Source organism: Flavobacterium sp. (genome assembly GCF_025352015.1).
In the GTDB taxonomy this organism is placed as follows: Bacteria; Bacteroidota; Bacteroidia; order Flavobacteriales; family Flavobacteriaceae; genus Flavobacterium.
The window spans coordinates 1-16291 of the sequence record NZ_JANXUG010000027.1 but is presented as its reverse complement, the minus strand read 5'-3'; the positions used below and the strand labels follow the sequence as shown (position 1 = coordinate 16291).

Genomic DNA, 16291 nt, shown 5'->3' with positions numbered 1-16291 from the left:
GTGAAAATGAATTGCTAATGGCAACAAATGAGTTTCTAACACATGAAAACGTTCTGCTAAAGGGTGAAAATGTTCTACTAAAGTATAAAAATGTCTTGCTAAATTGTTTTGTATGACTACTATAACTTGAATTATTGACTGCTCCCGAGAAGAAACTCTAGCGGTATATGAAATCGTTCGTGCCAAGAAGCTTCCGAATGATCTTTACCAGGAAAGAATTTAGTTATCCAATTTTTATTTGTAAATCCTTTTTCTTTCATAATCTTATCTACTCCTTTTTGAAGTGTAGGATAAAGAGAATCCAAAGTTTTGTCACCATAATCAAAATAGATTTTATGCGTTTTGGGATTCGGAAGATTCTTTTTCAGATACTTGATAAAAGCGTTCGGAATCGGATTTTTATCGGATGAAAATGTTCCTGGCCAATGTGTCGAAATACAAGCGGCACCACCAAAGACTAGTGGGTATTCACAAATGGCATACATCGAAATCAATCCGCCCATACTCGAACCTGCAATGAAAGTATTGGCTACATCGTTTTTGGTTGAAAATGCTTTGTCTATAAAAGGTTTTAATTCAGAGGTTAAAAACTTTAAATACAAATCGGAATAAGGCTTGAAAACTTCTTTATTTCTTCCCGCTTTTTGGAGTTGAACCGAAATAGTATCTCTTTGGATTGGTGTTAAGAATTCATAAGGTTTTTGAGGGAAATATTCAGATGTCTTTTTTCAGGGATATTCCAAATACCTACTACGATGAATTTCTGTGTTTTATTTTCAGAAATTAATTTTCCAGCAACTTCATCAACTTCCCAGGCTTGCTTATTCCAAGTTTTTTCGGCATCAAATAGCATTTGCCCATCGTGCAGGTAGAGGACAGCATATTCTTCTTTATCAGAATAGCCGTCGGGTAGCCAAACATCAACGTTGCGCTAATCTACAAATTTGGATTTGAAGTTTTCAAAATGTTGTATAGTTCCCGAAGTAACTTTAATTTATTGTGCATACATAGAAAATACGAAAAATAAAGCAAGCAATAGTGCCACCTTTTTATTCATAGCTTATCGTTTTAAAGTAAAATGTCCTCTAGCACTTCGTCCGTCTTCAAACTGAATAGAATACCAATAATCATCGGCAGGCATTTCATGGCCATTATAAGTTCCGTCCCAGCCAAGACCTGTAGTTCCAATTTGTTTTAACAATTTTCCAAAACGGTCAAAAATAAGTATTTTGGAAAGATAATTAAATTGGGCATTTACGCCTTTTACATTCCAGTAATCGTTATAACCGTCGCCATTTGGTGTAAAATAATGCGGAATTCCTAATACGGGAATCGTTATAGGTCCCACTGTACCACAGCCATTACTATCTCGAACATATATATCGTGAATTCCCATAGGCACATTAGTAAATAAATTGCCGTCTTGATAAGGTCCGTTTATATCATCAATAGCAAACTGATATTTTCCTGAACCTGTTACGGTTACTAAGATAGAATTGATATCCGCTAAATCAACAACATCAATATTTTGAATACTGGCAATTTGAGATCCCGTTACTGTAATTACTCTTGTTTTGATACATCCAAATGCATTGGTAACCGCAACACTGTACAAATTTGGAACATTATTTACTGATAGTGTTGGACTTGTAATTCCGCTCATTATACTGCTATTCATATACCATTGGTATTGATAATTTGAAGGTGGCGAAGCATCTAGAATTCCGGCATCAAGGAATGTTTGCGTATCGGGCAAACAAATAATAATGTTTTCTTGTAAATCTATTTTTGGAGTTGGATGCACTATAAACGGGATAGTATAAGTCGCTGTGCAGGTTGTATTTATTGGGTTGGTGACCGTAACTAAAACATTTTGTGTTTTGGTTCTAAAAGGATTTGGTAATTGCGATAAAACCGCACCGTTTTGAAGTGTATATGAAATTTGTAACCCCGTTTGCAAACCCAAAATTGTACTTTCAAAACCAGTAGTATCAAAATCTATAAATTCATCTTGATCAACAGGATTAGGTTCATCATCACAAAATGATGTTTTAGTGATAGCAATAGGAAAAGCTTGAGGCAAATCGTCCACAATAAATTGTAGTGTTTCTTGATCATAGCAGGGATTTCCGCCAGTTTGTGTCGTATTATTATTGACTCTAATAGTAATAGTTTCTGTTCCGTTTACTTGAAAAGGATTAGGTAGCGGAGACGAAAGTGACGTTCCGTTGGCTCCAAAATACGTGACGTTTACGCCGGTTTGTCCGTTCAAAACGGTAGATTGAATTGTAGCGGTATCAAAACGGTATATCCCATCCTGGTCATCATCGCAATGACGAATTAAATTTAAGCTATTTATCGGATTTGCCACAGGTAATGCTTCAACAATAATATCAAAAGTCTTGAAACCAAAACAGGAATTATCAATGGTACTATCCACCCGAGCCCAAATGGTTTGCATGTTTGGGAAACCGATATTTCTATAATTTGAAGGATTTGAAATGGCCAATGTGTTGCCCGATGCATCAGTTTCTTCAAGGAAATCAGCTTCGGTTTTATAATATTTCACGGTAACATTATTGGGTAATATTGCCAATAGACTTGCAGTTATTGAATCAAAATTAAAACTTGAAACACCATCTCTATCATTATGCGCTGCATCTAAAAAATCATCACATTTGTATTGATTTGGAATGAAAAAACTAGGTGGAATTTGTGTTACCGAAACTATCAAGTCTATTCGCGCGATTCTAAAACAACCATTTGAATTTTCAACTCGGGCATAAACACCGGCATTTCCTGAAGTGTAAGCAATAGGATTTGCAATTAAAAATGCATTATTTTGTGTACTAGCCGCTGCAGAAGTAGTATAGTAGGTAAAAGTTTCGTTAATATAATTAGCCGAAATCACATCGTTTTTTTGAGTGAGATTAAATGTAGAAATCCCATCATTATTATCATCACATTGCTTTAGCGAGATAGGAGTTGTAATAACGGGTAAAGCAAAGGTGGTCAGTTTACCATCTGCAGAATATAATCCGCAACTATTGCCGGTTTTGTTCAAAAACACGCGGTACAGATTGCCTGTCATAGCAGGCGAAACATTGAATATCGTTAGCGTATTAGTGGTCACACCACTATAAGTTAAATTGTTTGAAAGTGCAGTCCAAGTGGAACTATTGTTTGTAGAAATTTCCCATTGGTAAGAAGTAACCGGGTTTGATGTAACACTAAAAGTAGCGGTTTGTAATTCGCAAACAGTTGTATTTTGAGGTTGATTTGAAATACTAATTGGAGCGGCTATAATATAATTATTGTTAGGAATAGTGTAGCCAGAACCACTAGTTACCAATCCGTTTGCATTTACTGTGGGAGGAACTAAACTGCCTAGTAAACCATCATGGTTTCCGTCTAAATAACCTGCTTCTATCACATCTAAACACAAATCCTTATCGCTGTCTAGTTCAACATAATTATAAACACCGTTAGCATCAGTATCGGCAATAGTGTAGTTAAGCAGTCCATTATTTGGTGCGGTTTGCACACTGGCAGCCAAGCCATTTGTTCCAAAATTAGCTCCATCAATAATCCCATTTAAATTGCTGTCGGATGCATTACTTCCCGATTCTTTTACATCATAAATTCCATCATTATCTGAATCTAAATCGAGATAATTAGGAATTCCATCTGAATCCGAATCAGCAGGAGTAATGCCTGTGCCAAACATATCATAGATTCCATCTTGGTTCAAATCGGTGGTTGAAAAAGCTAAAATAGTTCGTCCCTGTGCTTCTATAAAATCAGGAATGCCATCGTTATCACTATCTAAATCAATTTGATCTGGAATCCCGTCATTGTCAGAATCTTTGGGAATACAAGTACCGGTTAAATGAAGTTTAAGGCGACTAGAATTTAAATCAGAAATATTTAAATTTTGAATAATTAAAGAGTTGATTAAATACCCTCTAATAGAAAAAGTTCCAGTTCCAGCAGGCAAAGGTACTACGCCGTTTAATCTGAAACGTATTTCAAAAGAAGAAAATTGAGTCACGCCACTTTCAAAAACGCCATCATAATTGGAATCAATCAACAGCTGATTGGTTGGGTTAAGTATTGTAATTGTTTTATTTACGGGGCATGTGATTCTAATTTCGGTAGCCGCTGTCAATAAATCTGCTGCGATAGCTGTAGTTGGATATTCAATAGAGATACTTAAAGGTTTTGCAAAATTGGAAAGAGTATAAAGCACCGAATTGTTTTTTGGCACAGCCGTTTCTGAAACAAAATTGCCTTGCGCATCGCCTGTAATGGGTACGTTTGGAGGTGTTCCCGTTCCTAAAAAAGTAACCGCTCCTGTGTAAGAATTTGAATAATTATTGGTAGAAATAGTTCCAGCTGTTAAATTAGCAAAATTAAAATTTTTATTTCCATACGATTCTAAACAATTGGTGATGCCATCATTATCATTATCTAAATCTATGTTGTCAATAATGCCATCATTATCAATATCGGAGGGACAAGAACTCACAGGGATATCATCTGATGGAGGAACAGTTATGGGACATCCTGTTAATTGCCCTATAACTTTGTAGTATCCTGGTCCTTTTCCGGGAGGTGTTGCTGTAGTTTCTGTTGGCTGATAAGTGTTATTAGTTCCCCCAGGAATTATACTCCCATTAAAATACCATTGAAAACTATCAAAATTGCTTATTGCATTTACTGTTAATACACTGTTTGGGATACAAAAGGATTGAGAAGCAGTAACTTCATTTATCGTTACTTCGGGTTTAAATGTAAATCCAGAGTAGAATCCACCATAAGTTGCTGCACCACTTGAACCATAGTACGAAAGATATACTTCTTTTGAAGAAAAAATAGAAATATTTCCTGTTAATTCAGGAAAAGTATACGTTACATAATTAGGATTTCCTGTAATCGTAAAAGGACCATTAACCGCTGTTGGTATGGTTGTCAATGTATAATTTGTCCCATCAATAATAAAATTTAAAGTAGCTCCAGCTTTTGTCACAATACAAACTGTACCTCTAAAATCTGTTAATGTGCCCACTTGATTGATGAAAGGAATATTATTGATAGATTTAGGCGTTTGACAGCTAAGTGGGGGAAGAAACTGCATATTTTGATTGGCTTGACTATTTCCTCCTCCTATACCTTGGTAGGCAAATACATTTTTAGAAGTATTAATATATAAATTACCATTAGCAGAAAAACTACTACCATCCAACACAAGATATTGTCCAGAACTTAAAGTAGTGTAAGGTGTTGAAGACCCATTTAAAAAAACATCTGTGCCATTTTCATTGGCTACAATTAAGGGACGTTCAACTTCATCAACTCCAGATCCTTTGATAAAAATGTATTCTTTTCCGGTGCGTTCTGCGGAAACAATTTGATCAAAGCCTAAATCTATATTGGTAGTTGTACCATTACTTCCTGCAAAAGAACCACAGTTTACAACAATTGGTTTGGTAGAAGAAATAGAAGCACCTATCAAGCCATCTTTGTTCGCCGCCGTTGGTCCTTCAACCGCGATGGCATAACTTTGACCAGCATTTAAAAAAATGTTGGGAGGTGTGTTGCCTGCTGCGGTATTATTGATTAATTGAACACCAGGTTTTATATCACCAAATGAAATTTCTGTATTATTTTCGGTAGCAAGAATGGTTGCAAAAGTATAATGATTAGCATTTGTGGCGGGAGCAAAAGTATTAACAAAAGCACCAATTCTAAATTGAGTTCCCAAGGCAGCATTTCCTTTGGAAACAATACCTCCCGCTTGAAAATCACCTTGAGATGAAGTCATTCGTACAGTTACATAAATTAAATCTTGTGCTTGTACAATATATCCTTTATTATTTTTGATGGTTCCCACATCACTTCTGGAAATTAATACTTGAGTGTCGAAACCTGTACCAATATCATAAACATAAGGAGTATCTCGGCTTACAGTGCCCGAAATCGTAGCACCGCCAATTTCTTGTATTTGAAAACTAATAGGCGTTATACTAGGACACGAGATGTATAAAGTTTGATTATGAGGTTCTTGTAGATCTGAATTGGATACAGGCGGAATATAATGGGTTTTGCTAAATTGTGCTTGGCAAAGCAACGAAAAAAACAAAACAGTAATTAAAAAAAATAAACTCTTTTTCATTCGTTAAAAATAACAAAAAAAAAAAGAAAACGTAAAAGAAGTATTCTATTATTGTTTTCTTTAAAGAATTGACTTATGAATGCACTACAAATCTCGTTTTTGAATGATTTTATAGGATAAAAAAATGAAAATCGTCGTCCAAACTAAAACAATTAAAATCGTGTAAAAATGCACATCATAATCTTTAACATCAGTAGCGCCAATCGTGGTTTTGATGTTTTTTATAATCGATAGTTTGGTAAAGGGTTCCACTATTAAATTACTCATTGATTCCAAGGGAAAAAATTGCATGATATAAGCAGCTGTTTCACTTTTTGGGAAAATTTTGAATGTTAAAACGCCTTTAGCGATACCTTCTACAATGTTCCAAACAAAAAGGAAGCCAATAGCAAAGGCGGAACGTTTTACCAAAACACCTAAAAATAAACAAAAGGAGAAAAATCCAACTAACTTGAAGAAATAAGCTAGTAAATATTCCATTTGAGAAAAAACAATACCAATTTCGGTGTACGATGAGAAACTGTATCCTAAAATCAGGGACATTAAAAAAATAAACACAGTTGATGTTAGTGCAAAAAGTACAACGGTTAAAAATTTTGAAAGCACAAATTCCTGCTTGCTCATTCCGTCAATAAGGTTTTGCTTTAAGGTTCCGTAACTATATTCATTTGCCATCATAGAAACGATGACAATGCCCAAAAAAAATTTAAGAATGGCAGCAATATAGGTTGTGAAATGCCAAATGTAAGGGAAATTAAAAATCCCTTGATCAGCTAAATGCAACTGAAAATTTCCAAGATTAAATTTTATAGAGGCAATTAATGCAATAAAAGATAATATCACAAAATAGCTAATTGTCAAAACTCTACTGGCTCTGTTTTTCCAGATTTTTTTTAATTCAATAGTAAGTAATCTTTTCATACTAGTTTTTTGTTAATTCAAGAAATTGTTCTTCTAAACTCATTTTTTTAAATACCAAATGATTGAGATAAATTTCTTTTTCAACTAAATAACGGTTTAAGGAAGAAGCACTGAACTGACTTTTAAAATGAACAATTACTTTTCCTTCTAGTTCAGAAATATTTTCGACTTGAGGATGATTTTTAATAATATGGATGAGTTGCGCATTATTTTCAGCTTGTAATTCAAAATAACCTGTTTGCGTGCTCATTCCGTCAACTGTCCCAGAATACAAGATTTCGCCAAAGCGTAAAACCAAAACATGACTGCACACTTTTTCTACTTCGTCTAATAAATGCGAAGCCAAAAGTATAGTTGTTCCTTGCGAAGCGATTAACCTGATAATATCACGAATTTGATGAATGCCTTGTGGGTCTAAACCATTTGTTGGTTCGTCTAGAATTAAAATTTCGGGATCATTTAAAAGCGCCGAAGCAATGGCTAATCGTTGTTTCATTCCTAACGAAAAGGTTTTAAACTTGCTATCTTTTCTGCTGATAAGTCCAACAATTTCTAGCTTTTCATTTACTTTAGAAAAATTAATATTTTTGATTTTGCAAACCAACTCCAAGTTTTCTTTTGCCGACATGTACGGATAAAAATTAGGACGCTCAATAATGGCTCCCACTTTTTTGAGTGCTTCATGGGTTTGCATTGTTCCGCCAAACCAACTATAATCGCCCGAAGTTTTATTAACAACATTTAAAACTATTCCTAGTGTGGTAGATTTTCCAGACCCATTTGGACCAAGAATTCCATATACATTACCTTTTTTTATTTCGAGGGAAACATTGTTTACAGCATGAACTTTGCCATAACGTTTGTGAAGATTTTTGATAGAAAGAATAGACGATTCCAAAGGTTTGGTTTTTAAGTTTCTTGTAGGACGATAGAAACTTTATTTTGTTACTATTCTTTTCTTCTAAAATAAAATTTAGAGACAAATTGCTTTTTTAAATTAATGTAAAACAGCGTTTCGTTAATGTCTTTTAATTCTTTGGTCAAGGCTATCTTATTATTTCGGGTATCGTTTGTTACTTGTATTTTGCAAGTTTTACATTCAAATTCACTAAAGTGAGCATTCACTTTTTTGGTTTCCAAAAAACGATGTCCTAATAACCAACAAAAATAGTTTTTTTTAACCGTTGCTTGAGTTAGGTAGTTTAATTTCATACCATTAGGTTTAAGGATGTATTAAACGTACTAATTATGAAGGATTAAATCCAAAAAAAATCGATAAAATACAATTTATTAAAAATACACATCATAAATACTTACAAATAAATTAAAACTGATGCGATTAAATTATTTATAAGTCACAATGCTAGGTTCGCCAATTTGAAAATCGGGCAGGGACAAATCGCTGTTTTTAAAAGAGTTAGTTTTAAAAACATTGGTGCCTTGCAGCGGAATAGAAGGATAATAAGAAAACGAAATTTGAAAGCTATTAAATACTAAATAATCATTATTTAACAACACGCCCAAACTAAAAACAGAATATAGTTTATCGTTAAAAAGTTTATCATTTTCTCGACCAAGCAAACCAAAAGTTGCGTTTACAAAGGGACTAAAATGGAATCCGTGCCAGTTTCCTGATAAATAAGTTTGTGTTTGAAAGGCTATTAAAAGTTTTTTGGTGCCGTTAAGCAAAGGGTTTCCAAATCCTGAAATTTCACTTTGTTCAGATAATGTGACCCTATCTTTTATGATTGGAGCTCTATTATTTCCTATAATCAAGGTTGGTTTTATAAATTGTCTTACTGTCCAGGTACCGATTGATAGTAAATTGGTAAAATAGTTGGCTTCGACCCTTAATGTTGTTTCTTGCGAAGTGCCACTTTCAAAAAAACTTCCCAATTCTAAATTGGTTCCCAAATACCCAAAAGGAAAAAAATTACCATAAGCAACACGTCCACCAAAATAGGGTCTTTTAACATTGTTTTTATCCTGAAAACCACCAGTTAAAGAGTATACTTGACCATAAGGTACGTCTTCAATAATCCCAAAATTGAATAAATATTTATCTTCAGCAAATTTTCTAGTATTGATTCCTATGGTTGCTAGATATATTTTTTCTGATGCAAAAAACCCTGTTAAATCATAAGCGGGAGTAGGGTTTTCGAAGTAAACTACATTTTTATAGCCTATTGAAGTAATTAAATTCGTAGTTCTAAAGTCTACACTTCTTCCTCTAAAAATTTTAAAAGAATAGCCAAACCAATATTGTTGTTTTTGTAATTTGAAATTCTGAATGGCAAAAATACCTGTAGCATTAGGTAAGGAATCGACATAAAATCTGTTCTCAAAATAAGCTCCACCAGCCATTCTTGTCAGTGGCGAGAAAAAAGGTCTTTCTATTTTTGCACTTCGGGTAACATTATTATTCAAATCATTTTGGTACGAAAAAGTGGTGCTTATATAGGTGTCTTTGATATTATTTATCGTGTAATGAACTTCGTAAGCTCTTCTTTCGTCATCAAATTTTTTGGTAAAATTATTTTCAATTTCGTGACCTAACCCAAAAAAGTTTCTTTCTGTTAAATCAAAATTTCCTTTGGAACTTGAAACTGCTCCTGTTGGAATTATACTCCAAGAATCTAAAACTCGCACGGAAACATCGATTGAATCTTTGGAACCCAAAATTTCGACAGGTTTAATAATAACGCTTCTAACGTAGCGTTGTTTTCTAATTAAACGTTCTGATTCTTTGACAACTAAAGAATCTAAAGGCTCATTTTTTTTAAACAAAAGTAAATTTCTAATCGTCCAATTTTTGGTTTTTAGGTGGAGTCTATTTCCAAATTTTTCAAATCCTTTGTCGGGGGTGTCTTTATAATTATCTACTGAAAAGCCAAAGGGATCTAATGTTTCTACTCTAATTTCTCTGACGATTTTACCTTCATTTCTGTCAAAAGATTTCTTTATAATATATTCTTTTCTTCTATTGATTTGCGTTGGGGTTTCACGAATTTGAGATCTGAATAAAAGTTTATAAATAAATTTTTTGTACTTACGTTTATTCGAATAATCTTCAATTTTTTTATATACTTTGACAGAGTCATTACCGCTATTTTTGATTTGCGCTTGACATAGTTGTATAGCAAAGAATAAAAATAAGAGGAAGTATGTGTACTTAAATTTCATAGCAAGTTCCAATGAAACAAATATAATGGCTTTTGACAATTTTTATTTATATAATTTATGATTTTATTTATAAAAAAAACTATCTAATTCCACTTGGTTTAATCCTCGGAATTAGATAGTTTTTGGCAAAAACAATAACATAATTAACTCTTTTGTTCTTTGTTGAAATAAACCAAGTAGTAGTACATTTGTTTTTCTTCGTCCCAGCCTTTTTCTACATATTTTTCGGCACTTTCGGGATTGATAAAATCTAATTTTATTTGAATATTGGTATCTAAATTAATCACATTTTTTATAAATCGTCGCGCTTCAGAAACAGCTGCGTTGGCAATAGGGAACGTTGTAACATCTTCAATACTATATTTTTCGCCTTTGTCTACTTTATAGTTTTTGAATTCCGGAATCAAGTCAGGATTACCAAGTACTTCATTCAAGAAATTACTTTCTTCAAATTGATCGTTTTTTGCAAAATAATTCACCGAACGATTCATAAACATTACCTCTTCTTTCTTGTCTTCGGCAGGAAAAACAACATCTTTGGCAAATCCTTGACAGAATTTTAAATATTTTTTGGTAATAAAATTTTCATCTTGAAAAGCATCAACCGATAGGAAATGCTCTAACCAATAGCGCGTGTCATATCTATTGCTGTCTACCGAAAGGATTTTGTATCCCTCTTCTTTTTTGTAATTAAAAATTAGACAACCTTTATCTAACTTGTTAAGATTTATTCCTTGTTGCAAAATCATTTTGAGTGTTGTTCCTTTATCTTCAAACTGCATAAAATTGGACATGATTTCACTTTTAAAAATACCAATGCCATCTACCACATTATTATCAATGTTAAGGTTTGTCAAATAGGCAATATAGACTTCACCGTTTTTGATGTGTGGGTGATTGGATTGCTCAAAAAGATGGTTGGTAATTTTCTTTGAAACGTTGTGAATTTCGTTTGGGTTTGCAAAAATTTCTGTTGCAAAATTGAACATTTCGTTGTATTCTATATCGACTTCATGGGCAAACTGAAAATAGTTTTCCTCTTTTTCGCGAAATGATTTGAAAAAATATTCCTTTAATAACGGTACAATTTCGTCATTCAATCTATACCCTTGATCAGAAATAAAAATACTTTCATTGCGACTTTTGTTTCCAATTCGGTGTATTGATAAGCTCTCAATATGAGCATTAAATAGGTTTATCATTATTTTGATTTTATGATAATAAATCGAGAGATAAAAGGATGATCGATTTTACTTGTCTATTCTCTCTTCGTCTATTCTCTGTTTTCTTTTTTTAATTCCAATTTTCTTCAAATCCGTAGTCTTCAAAACTATCTTCACCACCGAAAGAATCTAAATCGTCCTCATCTAAATCATCCACAAACTCTGAATAGAAATCTTCTCCTTCGGTTTCAAATTCTTTTTCAGGAGCAATAGCAGGTAATTCGCCGTGAGAAAATAATAAATTAGGATAAGTTGCTCCGGTTTCAGCTTCTTCTATTGAGGCAAGTTCTATTAAAAAAGTCCACATATTAATGAAATCATATACATAAATTATCTTGGTTTGACCTTCGCCAAGCAATTGATTTAAAGTATAATCGCTCATTGTTTTTTGTTCCCCAACAATATCACCCGTGTCAAACATTGGTATTTCATCTTCTTGATTCCAGGTGTCATCGCAAGTATAAAAAGAGGCTACTTCCAATCCGTCAAAACCAAAAGCATTCACAATAGCGTTGTGAAAATCTTCTAAAGTAGCTTCTTCTTGAATGGCTATATCTCTAAAAACATCCTCTTCGGCATCAAGAATTGCTCTAAATTTGTAAATCATTATTAAAATTTTTCGGTAAGCCACCAAAGGTAATTTTAAATTGTGAATTAAATATTGTCAAATGGTAATTGTTGAAAATAATTTAATGAATTTATAATATAAAACCAATTCGAATTCCACCCCATTTAGCAGAACTACCATAACTAAATTCTCGTGTAAGGAATGTTCTTGAATATTCGAGAAAAAGACCGCGATATTGGAACACGATTCCAAAATTATCCTGAAGAGTAAATCGTTCTATAGCGCTATTATTTATGGTATAAATACTTTTGCGGTTAAATAATCCTCCTTGAAGCGTTGCATCATAACCAATGATATTTAGTAAAGGCTGTGAATAGCAATATAATTGAAGTTTATTTTTATTTTTTGTACTCGTGAACGGCGAATTAATGATTCCCAGAGTAGCATTAAATCCAGTAGAAGCATTAGTAAAGAGAGTCCCTATTTTCACTTCAGCATTTCCTTGTATTGAAAAGAAATTATTAAATCGAATCAATTGTTTTTCATAACTGATTTCATAATTAATAACAGCATCATTTTTTATTTGATTGTACCAACCCAGCGGAATAGTATTCCCGGTTGCTCTATGAATAGCAGTTTGCATATCGCCTCCAAACGCACCAGGACCAATAATTCCTAGGTTTAAAGATGAAACGATTCTGGATTTGTGAATCGTATCTGTGGCAATAAAAAAACTTTTCAGCATTATAGCAGCCGCAAATGGGCGGTCGTCAAACTGAATTTGGTCACTCGCTATATTATTAGCTGTAAAACCAATATGTTCCAAGGAAAGCCCGTATTTGAATTCGCTATTTTTTGAGGCGATAAAAAGATGGTTAACAGGATTTTTGGCAAATTGTGGGGAAACCAATTCAAAATTATAGCCTTGTGTATATTCTTTATCTGTTCCTGTAAAATAATCATTATCATAATGAAACCTGAAATAATGTGTACTTTTTATATCTCGGAAAGATGCCATATTATCAATTTTTTGCGCCATTACAATGGCAGGAATAAAAAATAAAAATGGCAAAAAGATGTTGAATGTTTTCATAGCAGCATGTACGAAATTTTCAAATAGAAAGTTTAAAACAGAATTTTGTCTTCAAAATAATATACAAAATAGTAGGTTTTGAAAGTTCTTATTCAACGATACTGCAAAGTTCAGTAATTTTATAAAAAGTGTCGATTAAAACATCAGATGCCATTTTTATTTCGCTATCCGAAGCTTTTTTTTCAACTAATTCATGCACTACTTTGGTGTTTTTTTTCAAAATCAACAAAGTTTTAATCAATTTAGGATTTCTAAACTCCTGTGGCATACTTTCTACGGACAAACAATCGGAATGTTCTACTAAAATTTTAGAATTTGATTTTATCAACTTGAGGTTTACTTCTTTATTTTGAAAAGTTTTTGCGATAATTTCTTGATAAGCTTTTATGTCCGTCCATTTTTCATATAATGAAGGTGCGGGAAGGGATTTTTCTGAAAAGTATGTTGCAAAAGCAAACAGTGATTTAATAATTTTCATTAGGTAGTTTTGGGTTTAATATGGTGCAATGCTAATCATTTTAACGCGCCATAACTATCAAATTGCTTTAAATATTTATTAAATCTAAAAGATAATTAGCAACTTTATGACTTTGAATTACATAAAAAAGAATCGATGTACTGCACCAAAAAACTAATAATTGTTACTCTGTCGAGTATTGCGGTAGTTCAACGATAAAGTTAGATTTAGGATTTGTAAACAATTAATTTCGAAATATATTACTATAAAATCCAAAGAACAGCTTGCGACTTTAGGCATTCTTTAAAGATAAATATCCTGTCAGATAATTAATAATTCAAACTGAAAAAAACCTGTTCCCAACCGAACGGGTTTTTTTACATTTCATCCACAAAAAATAACAATTCGGTAAACTTAAATTGTATAGTTTTAGTCCTTGATGCAACTTTGACTCATCAAAAATAAAACAGATGAAATTTTTTTACACTTTTATATTTTTAGTAGTCATTTTCGTGGTCAACGCACAGCATATTATATCTGGAACTGTAATGGATGAAAAAAATAAACCCATTCCGGGTGCCAATGTTTTTATTGACGGTACTTATGACGGTACATCAACTGATGAAAAAGGAAATTTTAGTTTTCAAACTAGTGCTTCAGGAAATCAAATTTTGGTAATAAGTTTTTTAGCTTTTGATACCTTGAAAATTGTTATAAATATTGATAATTATAAAGACAAAATGTTTAAACTTAAAGAAAGTGTTAATTCATTAGATGCTGTGGTGATTACTGCAGGAAGTTTTAGTGCTGGAGAAAAAAGCAGAGTTTCGGTTTTAAAACCGTTAGACATAGTCACAACGGCGGGGTCTGCCGGAAATATAATTGCAGCTTTACAAACCCTTCCTGGAACTCAAAATGTAGGCGAAGACGGAAGATTATACGTTCGTGGTGGTGAGGCAGATGAAACACAAACTTTTGTTGATGGGATTCGAGTAGCGCAACCATATGGTGCTACAACCAATAATTTACCTACACGAGGACGCTTTTCTCCGTTTTTATTTAGTGGAATTTCATTCTCTACGGGCGGTTATTCGGCAGAATACGGCGAAGCATTATCGAGTATTTTACTATTGAATACAAACGATGAAGCAACCCAGAACAAAACCGATATTTCTTTTATGACCGTCGGTTTAGGATTGAGTAACACTCAAAAACGAAAAAAAACTTCCATTAGTATCAACACAGCTTATATAGATTTAGCACCGTACCAATTCGCAATTCCGCAAGATGTAGATTGGAACAAACCTTTTCAATCGTTATCGGGAGAAACTGTGTATCGATACAATTTTGCTCAAGGAATTTTTAAATCGTATGCAGCCTTTGACGCCTCAAGATTTGACTTAAATCAAGAAGATATTAACCAGCCTAATAAAGTGAGAGTGAATTTAAAAAACAATAATTTGTATTTCAATACGTCATACAAAGGAAATTTTGGAAGCAATTGGCAAATATTTACTGGGTTGAGTTATGGTTATGGTGAAAATAAAATTGGTATTAATGCAAATACTGTATACAATAATGAACATGCGGCTCATTTGAAATTCAAATTAACCAAAAAATTGTCCTACAGAGTGAAGTTAAATTTTGGATCGGATTATTTTAGTACCAAATTTGATGAAAATTACAACAACACTTTCAATACGGGTTATAACACTTCCATTGCAGCTGTATATACCGAAGCAGATATTTTCTTTTCAAAAAAGTTTGCAACCAAACTAGGTGTAAGAGCTTCAACTAATACTTATCTCAATACAAACAGCTTTTCTCCACGAGCTTCGCTGGCATACAAAATTTCAAAAGACAGTCAATTGGCTTTTGCGTACGGAAATTTTGAACAAGCGCCAAGACAAGAATATCTAAAATATTCTAACGATTTTAAAACCGAAAAAGCATCGCATTACATTTTGAATTATCAATATGTAAAAAATAGCCGAACCTTACGAGCCGAGATGTATTACAAAGGGTATACCAATTTAGTGAAATATGATACCCAAAGCGTTGGAACTAATTCTCAATTTTCAAATGATGGTTATGGATATGCAAAAGGTTTGGATCTTTTCTGGAGAGATGGTAACAGTGTAAAAAATCTAGAATACTGGATTTCTTATTCTTATATCGATACCAAAAGGGATTATAAAAACTTTCCAGCAGAGGTAACACCCAATTTTGTCGCAACACACAGCGCGTCATTTGTAACTAAATATTGGATTTCGGACTGGAAATCACAAATAGGTTTTACTTACCAATTTAGTTCGGGAAGACCCTATAATAATCCCAACGAAAGTGTGTTTATGAATGAAAAAACAAAGTCCTACAGCAACTTGAGTTTCAATTGGGCCTATTTGTTAACACAGCAAAAGATTTTGTATTTTTCTGTTTCGAATGTTTTAGGAACACAAAATATCTTTGGATACAACTATGCAAATACATTGAATGCAAATGGAATTTATGATAGAAAAGCTGTAACACCTACAGCAGATAGATTTTTTTTCGTAGGTTTCTTTTGGACGATTAGTGATAATAAGAAAGATAATCAACTGAAGAATTTGTAGAAAATTAAGGTTATTTTATCATTCATAAAACAATTCATCCATGAAAAACAACATTTCAG

Annotated in this window: 11 protein-coding genes and 1 pseudogene; 1 reads left to right on the top strand and 11 read right to left on the bottom strand. The window is 33.0% G+C overall.

Annotated features, from left to right (window positions below):
* Positions 1 to 131 precede the first annotated feature (131 nt).
* From Q0Q96_RS02920 to Q0Q96_RS02870, 11 genes and pseudogenes are all read right to left on the bottom strand, one after another.
* Positions 132 to 602 (bottom strand): alpha/beta hydrolase-fold protein, encoded by a 471-nt coding sequence (locus Q0Q96_RS02920; RefSeq protein WP_293871513.1) that lies wholly within the window; start codon positions 600 to 602, stop codon positions 132 to 134.
* Between the two features lie 80 nt (positions 603 to 682).
* Positions 683 to 871, bottom strand: a pseudogene (locus Q0Q96_RS02915) (esterase); the annotation flags it as partial.
* A 189-nt stretch (positions 872 to 1060) separates the two neighbouring features.
* On the bottom strand, positions 1061 to 6175 hold the full coding sequence (locus Q0Q96_RS02910; protein WP_293871511.1) for a T9SS type B sorting domain-containing protein: 5115 nt from the start codon (positions 6173 to 6175) through the stop codon (positions 1061 to 1063).
* 84 nt (positions 6176 to 6259) lie between these two features.
* Positions 6260 to 7096 (bottom strand): ABC transporter permease, encoded by an 837-nt coding sequence (locus tag Q0Q96_RS02905; protein ID WP_293871510.1) that lies wholly within the window; start codon positions 7094 to 7096, stop codon positions 6260 to 6262.
* Between the two features lies 1 nt (position 7097).
* Complete coding sequence (locus tag Q0Q96_RS02900) at positions 7098 to 7994, bottom strand: ATP-binding cassette domain-containing protein (RefSeq protein WP_293871508.1); 897 nt, start codon at positions 7992 to 7994, stop codon at positions 7098 to 7100.
* A 50-nt stretch (positions 7995 to 8044) separates the two neighbouring features.
* On the bottom strand, positions 8045 to 8308 hold the full coding sequence (locus tag Q0Q96_RS02895) for a hypothetical protein (RefSeq protein WP_293871506.1): 264 nt from the start codon (positions 8306 to 8308) through the stop codon (positions 8045 to 8047).
* Positions 8309 to 8440: 132 nt separating this feature from the next.
* Complete coding sequence (locus Q0Q96_RS02890; RefSeq protein ID WP_293871504.1) at positions 8441 to 10318, bottom strand: hypothetical protein; 1878 nt, start codon at positions 10316 to 10318, stop codon at positions 8441 to 8443.
* Between the two features lie 104 nt (positions 10319 to 10422).
* Complete coding sequence (locus Q0Q96_RS02885; RefSeq protein WP_293871502.1) at positions 10423 to 11481, bottom strand: nucleoid-associated protein; 1059 nt, start codon at positions 11479 to 11481, stop codon at positions 10423 to 10425.
* A 91-nt stretch (positions 11482 to 11572) separates the two neighbouring features.
* Positions 11573 to 12109 (bottom strand): hypothetical protein, encoded by a 537-nt coding sequence (locus tag Q0Q96_RS02880; RefSeq protein ID WP_293871499.1) that lies wholly within the window; start codon positions 12107 to 12109, stop codon positions 11573 to 11575.
* A 91-nt stretch (positions 12110 to 12200) separates the two neighbouring features.
* Positions 12201 to 13163 carry a lipid A deacylase LpxR family protein gene (locus tag Q0Q96_RS02875; protein WP_293871496.1) on the bottom strand — a complete coding sequence of 321 codons (963 nt, stop codon included), beginning with the start codon at positions 13161 to 13163 and terminating at the stop codon, positions 12201 to 12203.
* A gap of 88 nt (positions 13164 to 13251) precedes the next feature.
* Positions 13252 to 13641, bottom strand: a complete 390-nt coding sequence (locus tag Q0Q96_RS02870; protein WP_293871493.1) for a hypothetical protein — start codon at positions 13639 to 13641, stop codon at positions 13252 to 13254.
* 449 nt (positions 13642 to 14090) lie between these two features.
* Between Q0Q96_RS02870 and Q0Q96_RS02865 the strand changes: the two genes are divergently transcribed.
* Positions 14091 to 16232, top strand: a complete 2142-nt coding sequence (locus Q0Q96_RS02865; RefSeq protein ID WP_293871492.1) for a TonB-dependent receptor — start codon at positions 14091 to 14093, stop codon at positions 16230 to 16232.
* The last annotated feature ends 59 nt before the right edge of the window (positions 16233 to 16291 follow it).

What these genes read in the sequence shown, in the direction of transcription:
- Q0Q96_RS02875 (WP_293871496.1), bottom strand. Translation starts at nt 13,163, where the DNA reads ATGAAAACATTCAACATCTTTTTGCCATTTTTATTTTTTATTCCTGCC.
- Q0Q96_RS02885 (WP_293871502.1), bottom strand. Translation starts at nt 11,481, where the DNA reads ATGATAAACCTATTTAATGCTCATATTGAGAGCTTATCAATACACCGA.
- Q0Q96_RS02880 (WP_293871499.1), bottom strand. Translation starts at nt 12,109, where the DNA reads ATGATTTACAAATTTAGAGCAATTCTTGATGCCGAAGAGGATGTTTTT.
- Q0Q96_RS02895 (WP_293871506.1), bottom strand. Translation starts at nt 8,308, where the DNA reads ATGAAATTAAACTACCTAACTCAAGCAACGGTTAAAAAAAACTATTTT.
- Q0Q96_RS02910 (WP_293871511.1), bottom strand. Translation starts at nt 6,175, where the DNA reads ATGAAAAAGAGTTTATTTTTTTTAATTACTGTTTTGTTTTTTTCGTTG.
- Q0Q96_RS02870 (WP_293871493.1), bottom strand. Translation starts at nt 13,641, where the DNA reads ATGAAAATTATTAAATCACTGTTTGCTTTTGCAACATACTTTTCAGAA.
- Q0Q96_RS02905 (WP_293871510.1), bottom strand. Translation starts at nt 7,096, where the DNA reads ATGAAAAGATTACTTACTATTGAATTAAAAAAAATCTGGAAAAACAGA.
- Q0Q96_RS02865 (WP_293871492.1), top strand. Translation starts at nt 14,091, where the DNA reads ATGAAATTTTTTTACACTTTTATATTTTTAGTAGTCATTTTCGTGGTC.